15 protein-coding genes are annotated in these 18928 nt (G+C 54.8%); 4 read left to right on the top strand and 11 right to left on the bottom strand.

Annotated features, from left to right (window positions below; translation table 11 throughout):
- Nucleotides 1–11: 11 nt before the first annotated feature.
- The 5 genes from HEQ34_RS04590 to HEQ34_RS04570 are packed head-to-tail and all read right to left on the bottom strand — an operon-like array spanning nucleotide 12 to nucleotide 5427.
- A complete protein-coding gene (locus tag HEQ34_RS04590; protein WP_296198029.1) occupies nucleotides 12–365 on the bottom strand; it encodes a hypothetical protein in 354 nt (117 codons plus the stop codon).
- Nucleotides 366–423: 58 nt separating this feature from the next.
- Nucleotides 424–2145, bottom strand: coding sequence for a dihydroxy-acid dehydratase (gene ilvD / locus HEQ34_RS04585; RefSeq protein WP_296198027.1), 1722 nt, complete (start codon nucleotides 2143–2145; stop codon nucleotides 424–426).
- Nucleotides 2146–2180: 35 nt separating this feature from the next.
- Nucleotides 2181–2918, bottom strand: coding sequence for an N-formylglutamate amidohydrolase (locus HEQ34_RS04580; RefSeq protein WP_296198026.1), 738 nt, complete (start codon nucleotides 2916–2918; stop codon nucleotides 2181–2183).
- A complete protein-coding gene (locus tag HEQ34_RS04575) occupies nucleotides 2915–3742 on the bottom strand; it encodes a 4-(cytidine 5'-diphospho)-2-C-methyl-D-erythritol kinase (protein ID WP_296198024.1) in 828 nt (275 codons plus the stop codon). Before HEQ34_RS04575 ends, HEQ34_RS04580 begins: the two co-directional genes overlap by 4 nt.
- A gap of 44 nt (nucleotides 3743–3786) precedes the next feature.
- Nucleotides 3787–5427, bottom strand: coding sequence for an electron transfer flavoprotein-ubiquinone oxidoreductase (locus HEQ34_RS04570; protein ID WP_296198021.1), 1641 nt, complete (start codon nucleotides 5425–5427; stop codon nucleotides 3787–3789).
- Nucleotides 5428–5541: 114 nt separating this feature from the next.
- Between HEQ34_RS04570 and HEQ34_RS04565 the strand changes: the two genes are divergently transcribed.
- Genes HEQ34_RS04565 through moaB form a run of 3 tightly spaced genes read left to right on the top strand, consistent with a single transcriptional unit; the run spans nucleotide 5542 to nucleotide 8559 of the window.
- Nucleotides 5542–6294, top strand: a complete 753-nt coding sequence (locus HEQ34_RS04565; RefSeq protein WP_296198018.1) for a uracil-DNA glycosylase family protein — start codon at nucleotides 5542–5544, stop codon at nucleotides 6292–6294.
- Nucleotides 6291–8045, top strand: coding sequence for a lytic transglycosylase domain-containing protein (locus HEQ34_RS04560; RefSeq protein WP_296198015.1), 1755 nt, complete (start codon nucleotides 6291–6293; stop codon nucleotides 8043–8045). Before HEQ34_RS04565 ends, HEQ34_RS04560 begins: the two co-directional genes overlap by 4 nt.
- Nucleotides 8032–8559 carry a molybdenum cofactor biosynthesis protein B gene (moaB, locus tag HEQ34_RS04555; RefSeq protein ID WP_296198013.1) on the top strand — a complete coding sequence of 176 codons (528 nt, stop codon included), beginning with the start codon at nucleotides 8032–8034 and terminating at the stop codon, nucleotides 8557–8559. Before HEQ34_RS04560 ends, moaB begins: the two co-directional genes overlap by 14 nt.
- A gap of 51 nt (nucleotides 8560–8610) precedes the next feature.
- Here the strand turns inward: moaB and HEQ34_RS04550 are convergent, their stop codons facing one another.
- The 5 genes from HEQ34_RS04550 to HEQ34_RS04530 form a co-directional block, all read right to left on the bottom strand.
- The gene (locus HEQ34_RS04550; RefSeq protein WP_296198009.1) at nucleotides 8611–10209 is read right to left on the bottom strand and encodes a long-chain fatty acid--CoA ligase; all 1599 of its coding nucleotides are present in this window, start codon (nucleotides 10207–10209) and stop codon (nucleotides 8611–8613) included.
- A 68-nt stretch (nucleotides 10210–10277) separates the two neighbouring features.
- The gene (dnaE, locus tag HEQ34_RS04545; protein ID WP_296198007.1) at nucleotides 10278–13754 is read right to left on the bottom strand and encodes a DNA polymerase III subunit alpha; all 3477 of its coding nucleotides are present in this window, start codon (nucleotides 13752–13754) and stop codon (nucleotides 10278–10280) included.
- A gap of 62 nt (nucleotides 13755–13816) precedes the next feature.
- Complete coding sequence (locus HEQ34_RS04540) at nucleotides 13817–14305, bottom strand: glutathione peroxidase (RefSeq protein ID WP_296198004.1); 489 nt, start codon at nucleotides 14303–14305, stop codon at nucleotides 13817–13819.
- Between the two features lie 15 nt (nucleotides 14306–14320).
- A complete protein-coding gene (locus HEQ34_RS04535) occupies nucleotides 14321–14992 on the bottom strand; it encodes an ABC transporter ATP-binding protein (RefSeq protein ID WP_296198002.1) in 672 nt (223 codons plus the stop codon).
- Complete coding sequence (locus tag HEQ34_RS04530) at nucleotides 14985–16235, bottom strand: lipoprotein-releasing ABC transporter permease subunit (RefSeq protein ID WP_296198077.1); 1251 nt, start codon at nucleotides 16233–16235, stop codon at nucleotides 14985–14987. Before HEQ34_RS04530 ends, HEQ34_RS04535 begins: the two co-directional genes overlap by 8 nt.
- 468 nt (nucleotides 16236–16703) lie before the next feature.
- On the opposite strand from HEQ34_RS04530, the gene HEQ34_RS04525 reads away from it, so the two are divergent.
- A complete protein-coding gene (locus HEQ34_RS04525) occupies nucleotides 16704–17189 on the top strand; it encodes an Hsp20 family protein (RefSeq protein ID WP_296197999.1) in 486 nt (161 codons plus the stop codon).
- A 58-nt stretch (nucleotides 17190–17247) separates the two neighbouring features.
- Here the strand turns inward: HEQ34_RS04525 and HEQ34_RS04520 are convergent, their stop codons facing one another.
- Nucleotides 17248–18882 (bottom strand): CTP synthase, encoded by a 1635-nt coding sequence (locus tag HEQ34_RS04520; RefSeq protein WP_296197997.1) that lies wholly within the window; start codon nucleotides 18880–18882, stop codon nucleotides 17248–17250.
- Between the last annotated feature and the right edge of the window lie 46 nt (nucleotides 18883–18928).

Here is an 18928-nt window from a genome sequence, read left to right as displayed (position 1 = left end):
GGGGCAAGCAATCAACTGGCGTGTTTGGCAATTCCTCTGCTATTTACGGGCGGCGTGTTTTTAAATTGCGCGGGCAGCCGGTATTTGTCGTCGCCAGAGGACAGTTCAATCATGCCGTCTTCGAGCAGACTGATGCGCATTTCGTCAAAGCCATCCGCCACAGATAGCCCTCTACCGTTATTGAGAAGGTTAAACCTTCGAAATCCGCCATTGGGGTGGCGGAGAACCAGCATAATAGTGCCATTTGCGGTAATCTGTTCGGTGGAGCAGACGCGCGCGAAAATAGCAGAACCTGCCAACGCACATTCTATTTTGCCATCCGCTTTGGGTTTCTGTCCGGTGTCGACCTTATTTTGCGGAGACACGCTATCTTCGCCTCCGCAGCCCGCCAAGGCACCAAATAGCAAAGTGCCACAAAGCCAATTAGATATCGGCGAAGACATGCGTCTCAGCTGCGCCACCGGGATGCGTCACTGCACCTTTATAGGCTGGACCTACATTTTGGGCATAACGCCAGATTGCACCAGACTGATAATCCGTCCGGCGCGGTCTCCAGTTCTTGCGACGTTCTTCAAGGACTTCAGGTGCAACATTCAGATCGATTACGCCCGTTTCGGCATCAATCATTATCTCGTCACCATCCTCGATCAAGGCAATCGGCCCACCCAAAGCGGCCTCCGGTCCAACATGGCCAATGCAGAAGCCGCGCGTTGCGCCAGAAAAGCGACCGTCTGTAATGAGCGCAACTTTTTCGCCCATCCCCTGCCCGTACAGCGCGGCAGTAGTCGACAGCATTTCGCGCATGCCGGGGCCGCCTTGTGGTCCTTCATAGCGGATGACAATGACCGAACCTTCGCGAATTTCCCTTGCTTCAACCGCCGCAAAGCAATCCTCTTCACAATCGAAAACCTGAGCCGGACCGGTAAAAGTCAACCGGTCCATGCCAGCAACTTTCACAATTGCGCCTTCCGGAGCCAGTGTACCGCGAAGTCCGACAACGCCGCCAGTGGGGGTTATAGGTGCGGTTGCGGGATAGATGACCTTTTGATCCGGGTTCCACGTGATCTGGTCGATATTCTCGCCAAGTGTCTTGCCCGTAACAGTCATGCAGTCGCCGAACAACAGCCCCTCAGCCAGCAAGGACTTCATTAGCATGTAGACGCCGCCGGCATCATACATGTCGCGCGCGACAAACTGGCCACCGGGTTGGAGATCGGCCATATATGGTGTGGTCTTAAATGCATCAGCCACATCGAACAGATCGAAATCAATGCCGGCCTCATGCGCCATGGCGGGCAAATGCAAAGCGCCGTTGGTTGATCCCCCTGTTGCAGCAACAATTCGTGCTGCGTTAACAAAGGCTTCGCGTGTACATATGTCACGTGGTCTGATGTTGCGTGCGAGCAATTCCATGACTTGGACGCCCGCCGCATGCGCAATTTGGTCGCGGGTGGAATAGGGCGCTGGTGCCATGTTGCTGTTGGGCATTGAAAGACCAATCGCTTCTGCAACGCAGGCCATGGTGTTTGCGGTATATTGCCCGCCACATGCCCCATGGCCGGGGCACGCTACGCGCTCAAGTTCTTCCAATTCCGATAAAGGGCAAGCGCCCGCCGCGTATTTGCCGACGATTTCAAACACGTCCTTAACCGTCACGTCTTTGTTGTTGTAACGGCCGGGCAGAATGGAGCCGCCATACACAAAGATCGATGGCACGTTTAAACGCAACATCGCCATCATGATGCCGGGCAGCGACTTGTCGCATCCTGCAAAGCCCACAAGCGCGTCATAGCAGTGACCACGTACCGAAAGCTCCACCGAATCCGCAATGACTTCGCGACTGACGAGTGAGGATTTCATCCCCTGATGCCCCATGGCGATGCCGTCCGTCACAGTGATGGTATTGAAACGACGCGGCATTCCGCCGCCCTGCTCCACGCCCACCCGGGCGATATCGGCCTGCGCATCCAATGTCGTGTTGCACGGTGCGCTGTCATTTCCAGCGGACACCACGCCAACAAAAGGCCGCGCGATTTCTTCTGCAGTCAGACCCATTGCGTAATAATAGCTGCGATGCGGGGCGCGTTCGGGCCCTACAGACACATGGCGGCTTGGCAATTTGGACTTGTCGAACTGGTTTGGCATACTGACCTCCGTTAAGCCGAGTGCTTTAAGCCTTTTTATATGGATAAGCCAAGCTGTTCCGACACAAAATGGCACATTTCTGCCAATGTGCGTGCATATCTTGCTTGGCCATCGGGGTCGCTTGATACATCCTGCCGCATCTCGATGCCGATATAGGGGATGTTATTGGCTTCGGCATGTCGGTTCATCGTCGCGTTCAGCAGTTTGCCGGAATAAGGAAGCTGGTCGCCAACAATATATCCTGCGTTTTCAAGAAAAGGGATCGCCAATTTGGATGCCCTTTCCTGTTCATTGTACAAAACCCCAACTTCCCAAGGCCGTGCCTCTTGTGGTGTGCTCTCAAGGGCTGGCGTGAAGCTGTGGAGCGATAAAATCAGTGCCGGACGGTGTTGCGACAGCAACTGCGCCAAATATGTGTGATATGGCCAAAAAAAGCGTTCCAGCCGCTCCTCTTCCTCCTTATGCCCAAGGTCGTTGCCGGGAATGACCACAGCGTCGCTTTGCTTGGGGATCGCCGCTGCATCATGCGCGTCGCGATTTAAGTCGACAACAAGGCGCGAATACCCACCCAGATAGGCCGCAAAGCGCGCGTCTTGTGTGATCAAGCGCGCAACCTCGGCGACGCCAATGTCCCACGCAATATGGGCGCTAAGGAGCGCCGGGTCGATGCCGAGAGCAATATCTTCGGGGACGCGGTTCGACGCGTGGTCCCCGACGATAAGAAACCCGCCTTTCTGCGGCGTTCCCAATATTTCCAACGGAGCATCGTTCATCGCAGCATAGTGGCCATCGACCACCAATGCGGATCAAGCGTTGCTCTTGCGGTCTCAAGGGCTGCTGCATCTTCAAACAAGGCAAAGCAAGTCGCCCCAGAACCAGACATGCGGACGAACGCAGGGTCTGCCCGCGACAGTCGGTCAAGAATGTCCGAAATAGCAGGGCAAATCGCCGCAGCAATTGGTTCAAAGTCGTTCTGGCCTGTAATCGCGGCGTCCCAAATATCCCCGCGATCAACTGCGCCGCCGTCAACGCCGTTCCATGCGTTGAATATCGCCGCTGTAGAAACGGATTGAAGCGGGTTTACCAATAACACATGCCGCGCGGCGATGTTGCTATCGTCCAAAAATGCCAGCGCGGTTCCGGTGCCGCTGCCAAAGCTCGGACGACTGAAAATACATGCGGGAATGTCGGCCCCCAATGGCGCGAGGATATCGGCCAGCTCCTGTTCGGTCGCATCCAAGCCCCAAAGCTGGTTAAGTAGCCTTGCGGTGGCTGCTGCGTCCGCTGATCCCCCACCAATGCCAGAGGCAATCGGCAATCTTTTGTCGAGCCGGATCGCTACACCTTGCGTAACGCCAAAGTGCGCCTTTAAGGACAAGGCCGTTTTCAGCACCAAATTGCTTTCATCGGCCTTTAAACCGGCGCCAAAGGGACCATCAATCTCCAGACTCAGCGCATCCGCAAGGCTTGCAGTAAGAATGTCGCCATCCTGCACAAAGGCGAACAGCGTTTCGATGTCATGATAGCCATCGGCCCGCCGTTTCCTGACGTGCAAGGCAAGGTTTATCTTTGCAAAGGCTGTTTCAGAATATTCCACGATTAGACCTTAACCCCCGGGTGGTAACCAATGCGCCACCCTGATTACATATTGGGGTAGTTCGGCCCTCCGCCACCCTCTGGCGTCACCCAATTGATATTCTGGTTCGGATCCTTGATGTCGCAGGTCTTACAATGAACGCAGTTTTGCGAATTTATTTGATAGCGGGCGTCCTTACCCTCTTCTTCAATCCACTCATACACACCCGCAGGGCAATAGCGCGCTGATGGCCCCGCAAACTCCATAAACTCGCTGTTTTTCTGAAGGTCCATGTCTTTGACCTGCAAATGAACTGGCTGGTCTTCGGCATGGTTGGTGTTCGACAAGAAAACCGACGACAGGCGGTCAAAGCTGAACACGCCATCGGGCTTTGGATAATCGATACGTTCGCCTGCATTTTTCTTTTTCAGCGCCTTGTGGTCCGGATGGTGCTTCATGGTGAATGGCATGCGTATGCCAAAATTCTCCAGCCACATGTTCACACCAGCGAGCGCGCTACCCAAAAGGTTACCGTATTTTTCGACCAGCGGAAGGACGTTGCGTACCATTCGCAATTCTTTGTAAATCCAGCTATTTTCATAGGCGGTCTGGTACGAAGTCAGCGCGTCATGTTCGCGGCCCGCAGCCAACGCTTCCACCGCAGCTTCAGCCGCCAGCATGCCGGATTTCATCGCCGTATGCGTGCCCTTGATCCGCGGCACGTTTAAGAATCCGGCCGAACACCCGATCAACGCGCCGCCAGGGAATGCAAGTTCAGGTACCGACTGCCAACCGCCGTCGCTAATCGCACGTGCGCCATAGGAAACACGGCGACCACCGGCGAGTATCTTCTTAATCTCAGGATGCGTTTTCCAACGCTGAAACTCTTCGAAGGGTGACAAATAAGGATTTGAATAATTGAGCCAAACAACAAAACCCAAGGCAACTTGATTGTTCGCATGATGGTATAAAAACGCACCGCCATTGGCATCCGTCAACGGCCAGCCCTGGCTGTGGATTACGCGTCCGGCAGAATGCTGCTCGGGCGGAATGTCCCACAATTCTTTAATGCCAATGCCGTAAACCTGCGGCTCACAATCCTTATCCAGCGCAAATTGCGGCTTGAGCAATTTGGTGAGATGACCACGCACGCCTTCGGCAAAGAATGTATATTTTGCATGCAATTCCATGCCGCGCATATAATCGACTTTATGGCTGCCATCGCGCGCAATGCCCATATCGCCCGTCGCGACACCCCTGACCGAACCATCGGCGTTGTAGAGAATTTCTGCGGCCGAAAAACCGGGGAAAATTTCTACGCCCAGATTTTCAGCCTGCCCCGCCAACCAGCGGCACACATTCCCAAGCGAGCCGGTATATGTGCCCTTATTATGCATGAAACCGGGGGTCAGGAAATGCGGCATGTTGAACTTGCCGGTCTTGGTCATTACCCAGTGCTGATTGTCATTCACCGGCGTATCGGCCAGCGAACAGCCCAACGTGCGCCAGTCAGGCAGCAGCTCGTCGAGCGCCTTGGGATCAATGACCGCACCGGACAATATATGCGCGCCCACCTCGGAACCTTTTTCAAGGATGCAGACGCTGGTATCGGGGGATAATTGTTTTATGCGGATTGCGGCCGAAAGTCCCGCTGGCCCCGCGCCAACAATAACAACATCATAGGGCATCGACTCACGTTCGCTCATTGCCTTTATCCTTTACCCGGCAGATAATTCAGGCCATCCCGATATACGAACAGCTCGTGGGAATTGCCATGCCAAGCAATTGACCCTGCCGTCAACTGGTGACTGAAGGGATTTATGGAGGATCGGGGAAAAATTACCGCATTTGCTGTGGTTGAATCATTATCTGGTTGGTGGGAACTGGCTGGTGTTGATTCGGCTGTGCGCGAAAGCACGGTCGATTTGCTAGCGCAGGACGCTGTCGATACGTCCCCGAATGCACCCGTCGTTGCCGCTGCCGAGAAAAAACAGGCAGAGCCGCCTGCGACGCCCAACATCATCTGGCCCAACGATATTGCTGCCCTTCGCGAGATGGTGGTCGGTGGTGCCCCCCTGCCCGGCAATGCTTATGGTCCCGTCCGCTTTCCGCCTGTCGGCCCGGTTAGTTGCGAGGTGATGGTTATTTCGGATCTGCCAGACATATTGCCAGCGCCAGAAACCACGACGTCTTTGAATGCGGCTCTTCTAAACCGGATGCTTGCTGCAATCGGGATCGATACAGCACTATGTTATTGCGCATCGTTGGCGACGAGCATGCCGTCAACAGCGGAGGTTCCTGAACACGACTTGCCCGCCCTCGCCGCGCTTATGCTGCATCAGATACAACTGATTAGACCAAAATCGCTGGTGATACTCGGTTCCGCCGCATGCAAGGCTCTGTTAGGCGAAGAATTGATGAACGCACGGGCGGAGTTACGAAATGTTAATCATGATGGCCTCAACATAACAACGCTGGCGACATTTCATCCGCGAACCCTTATTGCGCGACCTGCCATGAAAAAGCAGGCATGGAGGGATTTGCAGATGTTTGCGAAAAGGGTGCTCCAATGAGCAAAGGAATATCTAATTTGAAATGGCTCGCTTTTGCGCTGGCTTGCGCCCCCATTGCGACAGCGCACGCAAACACAAGCGATGGATTTCGCGCAATTGTTCCCGTTCAGCCGGCACCCAATGTTCTTAGCGCACAAGAAAAAGCCGTTTTCACAGCGATCTATGACGCTATCCGTGCGGAAAAATGGGACGAGGCTTCACGCATGATTGATGCAGCGCCCCAAGGCCCCATGTCCGCAATGGCGCGCGCGGAATTATATGTCGCACCCAATAGCCCAAAGGTGGAGGCAGCGCAGTTGCAAGCCCTGCTTGAGGATGCACCTTATTTGCCGCAGGCTGAACAATTGGCGACCATGGCACGTAAACGCGGTCTGGAGATGCTTCCCAATCGGCCTGGTATCCGCCGCTTTTCATGGCTAGGTGGCGCACCAAAAAGGGATTTGCCCGCAAGTAAGGCAAGCGATAGCGTGCGTGCCGAATTGCAGGTTTTCATTAAAAATGACCAATCTTTTGCCGCCGAACAGTTTTTGGAAAGCAAAGCATTGGAACTGTCGCCCGAAGCGCTGACGGAATTACGCTATCGTGTGGCATGGTCTTATTATATCGAAAATGACGATGCATCCGCAAAGCGCGTTTCTGCTGTCGCGCATGTGGCCGGTGGAGAATGGGGCACGCAGGCCGCCTGGGTACTTGGCCTCTCTTCTTGGCGGCTGGGTGATTATGCCGCTGCCTATAACGCCTTTGACGATGTTGCCCGCTTGGCCAGTAACGATGATTTAAGGGCCGCAGGGCTCTTCTGGGGCGCACGCGCGGCCATGGCCGCAAAACAGCCGCAATATATTCAGCCCAAGATGCAAAAGGCGGCGCAACTGTCAGAAACCTTTTACGGCTTACTCGCCAGCGAAGCGCTTGGCATGGAACCGATCGTGCGCAAGGCAGCGAAAGTCGTCAAGCTAGATTGGGCGAGCTTGAAAGAGCAGCAAAACGCGATTTTGGCGGTATCCCTGACAGAAATTGGCCAGAATAAATTGGCAGATCAGGCACTGCGCCATCAGGCGAGAATTGGCGATGCGCGGCAGCATGCAAACCTCGCGCAATTGGCCGGCGCATTGAACTTGGCTTCTACCCAGTTCTGGTTTGGCCATTATGGTCCATCGCGTGACCAGAGCAACCTTATGGCACGTTACCCCCTGCCCAATTGGGAACCAACCGGTGGCTGGCGCGTCACGCCATCATTGGTCTATGCCCACACGTTACAAGAATCCAATTTCCGTACCGACGTGATCAGCCCTGCTGGCGCACGCGGCCTCATGCAGGTCCGCCCTGGAACCGCTCAGGACCTTGCACGGGCGCGCGGTGCGTTCTTCACGGCATCCGAATTGGACCGTCCGACGATCAATTTGGAATATGGCCAGTCCTATTTGGAAAAGCTGCGCGATTTGCCCGCGACGGGCGGACTTTTGCCCAAGGTAATCGCGGCCTATAATGCAGGGCCAACTCCGGTAACACGGTGGAATAGCGAAGTGCGCGATAATGGCGACCCGTTGCTGTTCATTGAATCTATCCCCTATTGGGAAACGCGCGGGTATGTGGCGATCATCCTGCGAAATTACTGGATTTACGAGATGCGTGCAAACAAGGCCTCTGGCAGTTTGACAGGCCTAGCCCAATATATGTGGCCAAAATTTCCGGATGCTAATGGCACAGTCACCGCGCGCAGGATGACGGGAGGCGTCATTGCAGCTCGATGAAAACAGGGCGTTCAAGCCGGTAAACATCGCGATCCTCACGGTGTCCGACACTCGTGGCATCGAAAATGATACCAGCGGCGATATTTTGGCAGAACGGATAGTCGCCGCCGGACACAAAATCGCTGATCGCGCTATTTTGCGCGACGACACCGCGTTAATCACTGCACGGCTGCATAATTGGATCGACGACGATCACGTCGATGTTGTCATCTCAACCGGTGGCACCGGGTTAACCGGACGCGACGTGACACCCGAAGCTTTGGACCGTGTTAAGACCAAGGATATCCCTGGCTTCGGCGAACTGTTCCGCTGGTTAAGCTTCGCAAGCATAGGCACATCCACCATACAGTCGCGCGCCTGCGCCGTGCTGGCGGGCGGGACGTATATTTTTGCCCTTCCCGGATCAAACGGCGCAGTTAAAGACGGCTGGGACCAGATTTTGGTCCATCAACTCGATAGCCGCCATCGTCCCTGCAATCTTGTGGAATTGATGCCGCGCTTGCGCGAAATGTAATTTAAATGGCCCGCCAAGCCTATTTTAGCCCAAGGTCGCCGCGACCGGGCCTCAATCTTCCAGCACAAAATCCTTAAACTGGGCACGAAGCGCCACTTTTTGAATTTTGCCAGTGCCGGTGTGCGGAAGTTCGTCAACAAACAGCACACGGTCAGGCATCCACCATTTGACGATGCGTTCCGCCAGATAGGCCTTCACCGTCGCTTCATCGACGTCAGCCCCCGGTTTTTTGACAGCGATTAGAACGGGCCGTTCATCCCATTTGGGGTGCGGGATACCAATTGCGCCTGCTTCGGCAATGCCGGGGCAACCAACCGCAATATTCTCAAGCTCAACTGAACTAATCCACTCGCCGCCCGATTTGATGACATCCTTCACGCGGTCCGTGATCTGCATCGTGCCGTCCGGGTGCAGCACCGAGACATCTCCGGTATCAAACCACTGATCCGCGTCAACCGCGTCCGCCTCGGCCTTGAAATAGCGTTTAATGACCCATGGCCCGCGAATCTGAAGCGCGCCAGACGTCACACCATCGCGCGGGGCGACATTGCCGTCCTTGTCGATCACGCGCAGCTCAACACCAAACGGCGTGCGACCTTGTTTGCAAACCACGTCGATCTGCTGTTCGAGCGTCAGTTCATCCCAATTGGGCGTTGGTGCCCCCATGGTGCCAATGGGCGATGTCTCAGTCATGCCCCATGCGTGCGATACATGCACGCCCGACGTCATCAGACGCTCAATCATGCCACGCGGCGCAGCCGAACCGCCAATCGTGACCAAACGCAGTTTGCCAAGTGTCGCATCGCGCCCGGCGGCGGCCTCTGCATCCAAATGCGCGAACATGGAAAGCCACACTGTGGGCACACCTGCGCTATGGGTAATGCCTTCTTGCAGAATTAAGCCATGCAAGGTTGCCGCGTCATTGGTGGTCGAAAACACGAACTTCACCCCCGCAGCGGCACCTGCAAAGGGGAGGCCCCAGCTTGCCGCATGGAACATCGGCACGATCGGTAGCAATGCCGACTGCGGGCTAAGATCAAAAATGGATGGCGCGATTTCAGCCATCGCGTGCAACATGGTCGAGCGGTGTTGATACAAAACACCCTTTGGATTGCCCGTTGTGCCGCTGGTGTAACACAACATACACGCGTCGCGTTCGTCGCCCGTTGCCCATTCATAATTGCCATCTTGCGCGGCGATGAACGCACCGTAGCTGTCGTCGCGGTCAAACACGACATAATGCTCAACGGTCTTCAGATGCGGCTTCAGCCTGTCTATGATGGGTTGGAACATTGCGTCATACATCAACACCTTATCTTCGGCATGGTTCATGATGTAGATCAGGTCTTCGTCGAACAGCCGCACATTGACGGTGTGGATCACTCCACCAAAGCCAATCGCGCCATACCAAGCGGCCAAATGCCGGTGATGGTTCATGGCAAAGGTGGCAATCCGGTCGCCCTTTTGCAGGCCCAAACCCGCAAAGGCTTGCGACAATTTGCGCGCTTCGGTTGCGACGCCAGACCAGTTTGTGCGTTCAATATTGCCGTCGGTCCAACGCGTCACGATTTCGCGCGTGCCATGTTCGCGGGCTGCGTAGTCGATCAAATGCGGAACGCGAAGGTCCCAATCTTGCATGGTGCCGTACATCAAAATCTCTCCCTCATACCACGCCGCAGGATACTGCAGACGCAATTTCTGTCTACGATTTTCGCAGTTCAGCGCACCAATGCCAAAACAGGACCCAGCGGCGCAAGCTCTACATTTTCGATACCGTCAATTATACGCACTTGAGCAAGCAAAGATGCATCAATCTGGAAGCGGCGACCAAGCACGATATGCACCCATCGTCCGTCGGCAGCCCGGGTTTTGATGACCAACTCGCTTCGGCCACCGCCCAATGGCGCAACGATTTGCGCGAGTTGCGCCATGGCTGCTTCATGTGTCACATCCAACTGCATTTTCAGCCGCGACACGCTCGTCAAGCCGCTGAGGGCTTTGGCGCTTTTTACCGTAAAGCTTGGCGTTTCGTCGCCGGGCCGCATGTCCATTTCGCAATCGAGCAAAAGGCACTCCGCGTCTTTTGCCCACTCGGCAAGTTGTGTGCCGACCGCCTCGTCAAAACATCGCACCGAAAACTGGCCGCTATTGTCCGAAAAATCCGCAATCATGAAACGCTTCCCCTTGCGTGACTCGCGCCAGCGGATGCCTTCGATCAATGCCGACATGGTGGCGGGGCGGCGGATACCTTCGGGTATTGGTCCGCTGTCGAGCCAGACCGCATAAGGTTTTGCGCCGTGGCTAATGGCCAGCGCCTCATATTGCGAACAAGGATGTGCCGAGAAATAAAACCCAAACGCGTCCTTTTCCTGGTTCATTTGTTCGCCGGGTGCCCATTGCAGGCTGCTGTCGATCCGTAGCGCCGCCATGTCGGACCCGCCCTCACCAAACAAGCCGCCCTGCCCGCTTTCGCGTGAATCGCGCGCGGATTGCGCTGCCGCCAAAAGTGTTTCCGCTGCGGCATGGACCGCGCCACGGTTTGGTTCCAAATTATCAAAAGCACCCGCAGCAGCGAGATTTTCAAGGCTTCGGCGGTTGATCTGACTTGGATCGACCCGGTTGGCAAAGTCATCAAGGCTTTTGAACAATCCCGCCGTCGCGCGTTCTGTGACCAATATCTCCATCGCCCGTTCGCCGACATTTTTGATGCCGCCCAACGCATAACGCACAGCATGCTCCCCATGCGCATTGGTCTCAACGGTAAATTCGGCCTCGCTCCGGTTGATGTCCGGCTGCAAACAAGTGACGTCCAGCCTGCGCATATCGTCTATGAAGGTCGCAAGCTTGTCGGTTTGATGCATGTCGAAACACATGGATGCAGCATAAAATTCTTCGGGATGATGGGTTTTTAGCCAAGCAGTTTGATACGCCAACACAGCATAAGCGGCGGCATGGCTCTTGTTAAAGCCGTAGCCCGCAAATTTGTCGATCAAGTCGAAAAGCTCGTTCGCCCGGTTAGGAGGGATCGCATGCGTTGCGCAGCCGGTGACGAAGCGTTCGCGTTGGGCATCCATTTCGGCCTGAATCTTCTTACCCATTGCACGGCGCAGCAAATCTGCTTCCCCAAGGCTGTAGCCGGCCAAAATCTGCGCGGCTTGCATAACTTGTTCTTGGTAAACAAAAATTCCGTAGGTTTCGTTCAACACGGGCTCTAGCAATGGGTGCGGATATTCAATGCTCTCCTCCCCATTTTTGCGGCGGCCAAACATGGGAATATTGTCCATTGGACCCGGACGATAGAGCGACACGAGCGCGATGATGTCACCAAAATTGGTTGGCTTCACCGCCGCGAGCGTGCGGCGCATGCCTTCGGATTCCAACTGGAACACGCCCACAGTGTCACCGCGTTGCAGCAATTCATAGACCGCAGGGTCATCATGCGGCAATAGGTCGAGATTGATCTCCACCCCCCGCTTGGCGAGCATCTGGCTGCCCTTTTGCAGGACAGACAGCGTTTTTAATCCCAAAAAGTCGAACTTAACGAGGCCTGCGCTCTCGACATATTTCATGTCGAATTGCGTGACAGGCATGTCCGAACGCGGATCGCGGTATAGGGGCGCCAATTCTGATAATTCGCGGTCACCAATTACCACACCGGCAGCATGTGTTGAACTGTGGCGTGGAAGGCCCTCCAGTTTCATCGCAAGGTCGAACAAGCGTTTCACCTGCGCATCACGCCGATATTCTTCCCGCAGCTCCGCCACGCCGGACAAAGCGCGTTTCAAATCCCATGGGTCAGCGGGCAGATTTGGTACTTGCTTGCACAGCCGATCAACTTGGCCATAGCTCATCTGCAGCACGCGCCCGGTGTCGCGCAGAACCGCCCGCGCCTTCAGCTTTCCAAAAGTGATGATTTGCGCAACCTGACGTGCGCCGTATTTTTTCTGCACATAACGAATGACTTCCCCACGGCGCGTTTCGCAAAAGTCGATATCGAAGTCAGGCATTGACACACGGTCGGGGTTTAGGAAACGTTCGAACAGCAGGCCGAGCTTGATGGGGTCAAGATCGGTAATTGTCAGCGCCCAAGCGACCAGCGAACCTGCCCCCGATCCACGGCCCGGGCCAACGGCAATATCTTGTTCCTTTGCCCATTTGATGAAATCGGCAACGATCAGGAAGTAGCCCGGAAAACCCATAGCGCAGATAACATCGGCTTCAAACTTCAACCGGTCAAAATAAACTTGCCGCTCCGCAGCGTCAGTTATGCCCGCAATCTCAAGCCGCTTTTCAAGCCCAAGCCGCCCGTCTTCGCGCAATTGCGCGTCTTCGGCGGTCCGGTCACCGGCAAGGCTTGGCAGTATCGGGCTTCGATAGGGCGCAAGGGCGGCGCATCGCTGCGCAATCACGAGCGTATTGGCCAGCGCCTCGGGCACATCAGCAAACAATTCGCGCATTTGCTTACCCGTTTTAATCCACGTGTCGCGGCTGCTTCTACGGCGGTCCTCGCTTTCGATATAGGCGCCGTCCGAGATGCACAGCATGGCGTCGTGCGCGTCGAAGAAATCGGGTTCCGCAAAAAAGGCGGGATTGGTGGCAACCAAAGGAATATCGCGCGAATAAGCAAGGTCAATTAGCGCGTCTTCCGCCGCTTCTTCAACGGCGTCGTGGCGCCTGCTGAGTTCGATATACAAACGGTCGGAAAACAGCGCCTGTAGACGCGTCAGGTAGCTGGATGCCGCGTCATGCTGCCCTTCACTTAACAATCGGGCCAATGCGCCCTCCGCACCCCCTGTAAGGGCGATCAGGCCGTCCTTATGACCGGCAAGCTGTTCCAGCGTGACATGTGCGTCAAGGTCTTCGGGGCGATCAAGATGCGCCATGGAAACCAACCGGCAAAGATTGATATAACCGCTTTCATCTTGGGCAAATAATGGCAACCAGTCGCGGATGAACTTTCCGTCGGACGTCGGCCGCCTGATTGCAAGCAGCGCGCCAATGATCGGTTGCACGCCGTAAGATTTCGCGCCGTCCTGAAATGGCATAACGCCATAAAGGCCATTGCGATCACAAATCGCAATCGCTGGAAAACCAAGCTTCTTCGCAGTTTCGCCAATCGCCTTGGGCTCAATCGCGCCTTCCAATATGGTGTATGCCGAATACACACGGAGGGGGACGAAGGGTACATAAGCCATGCCCCATCGTTAGAACACCCGCCTGATTCGACAAAGTCTGTTTTAGGCTAAGCTGTGGACAATCAGGCTGCCTCGGCGAGCAATTTTTCAATGTCCTTTGCCAACGCCTCTGGTTTGACTTGTGGACCATGGCGGGCGACGACATTGCCTTTGCGGTCGACAAGGAATTTGGTGAAGTTCCATTTGATACCGCGTGAACCCATCAGGCCCGCTTGCTGCTGCTTCAGATAATGCCACAGCGGATCTTCATCGGTTCCGTTGACATCAATTTTCGCCGCCAATGGAAAGGACACATCATATGTGAGCGAACAGAAATTCTGAATTTCTTGTGCGTCGCCAGGCTCCTGCGCGCCGAACTGGTTACATGGGAAAGCTAATATTTCGAGGCCTTGGTCCTTATATTGGCGATAGAGCGCCTCCAGGCCCTTATACTGCGGTGTGAAGCCGCATTTGGACGCTGTGTTCACCACCAGCAACACCTTGCCCTTATGCGCTGCCATGACCTCGGTGCCGCCACCGGGCATTTTTACTGTAAAATCATAGACTGACATATCGCGTCCCCTAATTTAGCCTAATTTACCGTCATGCAAGCGCACGATGCGGTCCATCTTGGCCGCCAATCGCTCATTATGTGTCGCAACGATCGCTGACGACCCCTCTTCACGCACCAGCGCCATAAATTCGCCAAGCACGACATTGGCCGTGTGCTCATCCAAATTGCCAGTGGGTTCATCGGCCAGCACCAGCTTTGGCCGGTTCGCCAATGCCCGCGCGACTGCGACCCGCTGTTGCTCGCCACCTGACAGTTTTGCCGGGCGATGGTGCAGGCGTTCGGCCAGCCCCAACTGAGTCAACAAATAGGTCGCGCGGTCATGCGCAACATCGGGCGCCGCATCCGCAATCAACTGCGGCAAAATCACATTTTCCAACGCGTCGAAGTCCGGGAGCAAATGGTGAAACTGATAGACAAAGCCCAATTTCTGGCGGCGTATCTCCGTTTGGCGGTCCACGCTGGCTGCGCTGACTTCCTCACCATCCAATTTGATCGATCCTGAAAAGCCACCTTCCAATAAGCCCACAGCCTGAAGCATGGTCGATTTGCCTGATCCCGATGGGCCAAGCAATGCCACAAGCTCGCCTTTCCCAACGACAAGGTCTACACCACGTAAGACTTCGATAGTGACATCGCCTTGCACAAATTTGCGGCGCACATCGATAAGTTCCAAGATATTATTCATAACGCAGCACCTGAACTGGGTCCGTACTTGCCGCCTTTAGCGCCGGATACAAAGTTGCAAGGAAGCTGAACAGCAAAGCAAGCCCGCAGATCGCCAGTACTTCAAACGGGTCTGTGCGCGACGGCAGCTCGGTCAAGAACCGGATCGATGGGTCCCACAAATTCTGACCGGTGACAAACTGAATGAAGTTCACGACCGATTGCCGGAAATACAGGAATATCGCGCCCAATATCATCCCCAACACAATTCCGGATGCACCAATCAGCAGGCCGACCGTCATAAATATCTTCAGCAGCGATTTTCGCGACGCCCCCATGGTGCGCAATATGGCAATGTCGCGGGTTTTGGCGCGCACGAGCATGATGAGTGACGACAATATGTTGAACACCGCAACGAGCACGATAATCGACAGCACGACAAACATCGCGACACGCTCGACCGCTAAGGCCTCAAAAAGCGATGCGTTCATGCTTTTCCAGTCGACAATCTGGCCCTTATTCTCAAGCTTGGGCAATAAGGGCATGAGAATCTCGTTCACCTTGTCCGGGTTTTCGGTCTTGACCTCGATCATGCCGATTTCATCGCCCATGAGCATCAGCACTTGGGCGCGTTCGATGGGCATGATGACAAACGCCTTGTCATAGTCAAACACACCCACCTCAAAGATTGCCGCGACCTCATAGGATATCTCACGCGGCACGGTGCCAAATGGCGTGGTGCGACCGGCTGGGTTGATAATCGTGACGTTCTGCCCGACCTGCACCCCCAAATTTTGGGCAAGCCGCGATCCAATCGCAACCTTGTCTTCATTGGGGCTTAACCTGCGCAAATCGCCGGCGACGGTTTTGCCCTTCAACGTGTCGTTTTCTAGGATATCATTGACCGACATGCCGCGCGCCAATATGGCCTCCACCCGTCCATTGAAGGTCGTGAGCAATGGCTGTTCGATCAACGCCGTTGCATCAGTGACGCCATCCGTTTGCTTCACATCGGTGAGGATTTGCCGCCAATCTTGCAGACGGCCGCCATAGCCCTGAATCACGGCATGCCCATTGAGGCCAACGATTTTATCAAATAATTCGGCGCGAAAGCCGTTCATCACGCTCATCACAATGATCAACGCCGCGACACCCAACGCAACCGCGACAAGGCTGATGCTGGCGACTAAGAAGATAAAGCCCTCGCCCTTACCCGGGAGCAAATACCGGCGTGCGACCATGCGTTCATATCGCGACAATATCATGTGCGGACACTCATCCATAATTTCGGCATAGGCTGTTCTTAGGTTCCGCCATCACGACTGGCAAGTATTGTTGCAACGGCGCAACAGCATTGGAAAAAGCGTTAGGCAGAGTCTGGTTCCATTTGCAAAGCCCATCGCAAAGGCAGATGCAGTCATCGAATTCGTCGCGAGCCGTAAATGGCCGATGGTTCAGGGGGAAAAATCAGACCCGCCGGTGGGGACCGGTAGAGGACTGAAACACAGCGCTGTAAAAGCTGCAGAGCGAGGCCGTTCGGATTATCCGGGCGGCCTTGTTTTTTGTTGTAGTCGATGTTGCAGACGATTTTTTGTCATGATTTTTTAGCCTTGCAATTTTTTAGACACATCCCATCTTGCCAGTCGGAGGCCGAAAGGCTCCAAAAACGAACATGCTGGCCGCTGCATTTGTGGGGTTGGCGACGAACCAAATTGCTTGAAGGAGAATTTGTAATGACGCGTTTTGATTTTACACCTTATCGCCGGAATACTGTTGGCTTTGACCGCCTTTTTGAGCTGCTCGAAACCACGGGCCGTGCCGCGCAAAATGAAAATTACCCACCGTTCAATATCGAACGCACGGGTGAGAATGACTATAAGATCACGGTCGCCGTTGCCGGGTTCAAGATGGATGAGATCGATATCGTTGCGCAGCAAAATTTATTGATTGTGACCGGCAGCAAGCAGTCCGAAAGCAACGATAATCGCGATTTCCTGCATATGGGAATCGCCAACCGGAACTTTGAACGCCGGTTTCAACTGGCCGATCACATTCATGTGATCGATGCCGACATGGCCGATGGTCTTTTGATTATCACCCTTGTCCGTGAAGTGCCCGAAGCGTTGAAGCCGCGCAAAATTGCGATTGGCGCGAAAACAACGCCAACGGTCATTGAACATGATGACGCGCCCAAGAAAAAAGGGCCGCGCGCCGCTTAAGCGTTAGACATTGAGGCGGGACGTAGAAACGGCCCGCCTCATATTCCCCTTTTACCTCTTATACCAATCGACTCTGTTTCACCGCCGCCTTCACAAAGCTTGCGAACAAGGGATGCGGCGCAAATGGGCGTGATTTCAATTCTGGATGGAATTGCACGCCGATAAACCATGGATGGTCCGGACGTTCGACAATCTCGGGCAGCTCACCATCGGGGGACATGCCGCTGAACACCAGCCCGCCCTGCTCCAGCGCGGCCTTATAATGGACATTTACCTCATAACGGTGACGATGCCGCTCGGATATCTGCAGCGTGCCGTAAATCGACGCAACGTGGCTATTGCCATCCAGCACGGCATCATAAGCGCCCAAACGCATCGTGCCGCCCATATCGCCGCCCGTTTCGCGCTTTTGAATACCCTCTTGGCTCATCCATTCGGTGATGATGCCAACGATTGGTTCTTTTGTGGGGCCAAATTCGGTACTTGATGCGCCCGACAGTCCTGCGGTGTTCCGTGCGCCTTCGATACATGCCATTTGCATGCCAAGGCAGATGCCGAAAAAGGGCACCTGACGTTCACGCGCGAATTTGACCGCCGCAATCTTTCCTTCGGAGCCGCGTTCACCAAATCCACCCGGGACCAAAATGGCGTTCATAGGCTCAAGCGCGGTGGCGATGTCATCTTCGGATTGCTCGAACAATTCGGCATCAATCCATTTGATGTTGACCTTCACGCGGTTGGACAAGCCGCCATGCGTTAAAGCTTCGTTCAATGATTTATACGCGTCGGCAAGGCCGACATATTTGCCGACAACGCCTATGGTCACTTCGCCTTCGGGGTTGGTTTGTCGGTCGATGATATCGTCCCAACGGCTAAGGTCAGGCTCGCCTTCTGATTCAAGGCCAAATGCCCGAAGCACTTCATTATCGAGTCCTTCGGCATGATATTGCAGGGGCACAGCATAAATGCTCTTTGCGTCCAAAGCAGGGATCACCGCCTCTTTGCGCACGTTGCAAAATGCTGCAATCTTGGCGCGCTCTGTTTCCGGCAGCGGATGTTCGCAACGGCACAGCAACACATCGGGTTGAATACCCAAGGATGTCAGCTCGCGCACGCTGTGCTGTGTCGGCTTTGTTTTCAGCTCGCCTGCTGCGGCAATATACGGCACTAACGTCACATGCACGGACAAGGTTCGTTCGCGGCCCAGCTCGTTGCGCAACTGGCGAATGGCCTCAATAAACGGTAGCGACTCGATATCGCCAACGGTGCCGCCGATTTCGCACAGAACGAAATCTAAATCCTGTGTTTCGGCCTTGGCGAATTCTTTAATAAAGTCGGTAACGTGCGGGATGACCTGCACAGTTGCGCCCAGATAATCACCACGGCGTTCTTTTTGAATGATATTCTGATAAATCCGGCCAGACGTAATATTGTCCGACTGACGCGCCGAAACGCCGGTGAAGCGTTCATAATGGCCAAGGTCGAGATCGGTCTCCGCCCCGTCATCGGTCACATAGACTTCGCCATGTTGATATGGCGACATCGTGCCTGGATCGACATTCAAATAAGGGTCGAACTTCCGGATGCGGACGCGGTAGCCGCGCGCTTGCAAAAGGGCGGCAAGCGATGCCGCCATAAGACCTTTGCCAAGCGAGGAGACCACGCCACCGGTGATAAAAATGAACCGTGTCATGGGAGAAAAGGGTTAAGCTACCTTTTCACCAAAACACAAGCGCGCG

This window comes from Sphingorhabdus sp., from assembly GCF_023910635.1.
Classification (GTDB): Bacteria; Pseudomonadota; Alphaproteobacteria; order Sphingomonadales; family Sphingomonadaceae; genus Sphingorhabdus_B.
This window is presented reverse-complemented; position numbering and strand designations above follow the sequence as displayed.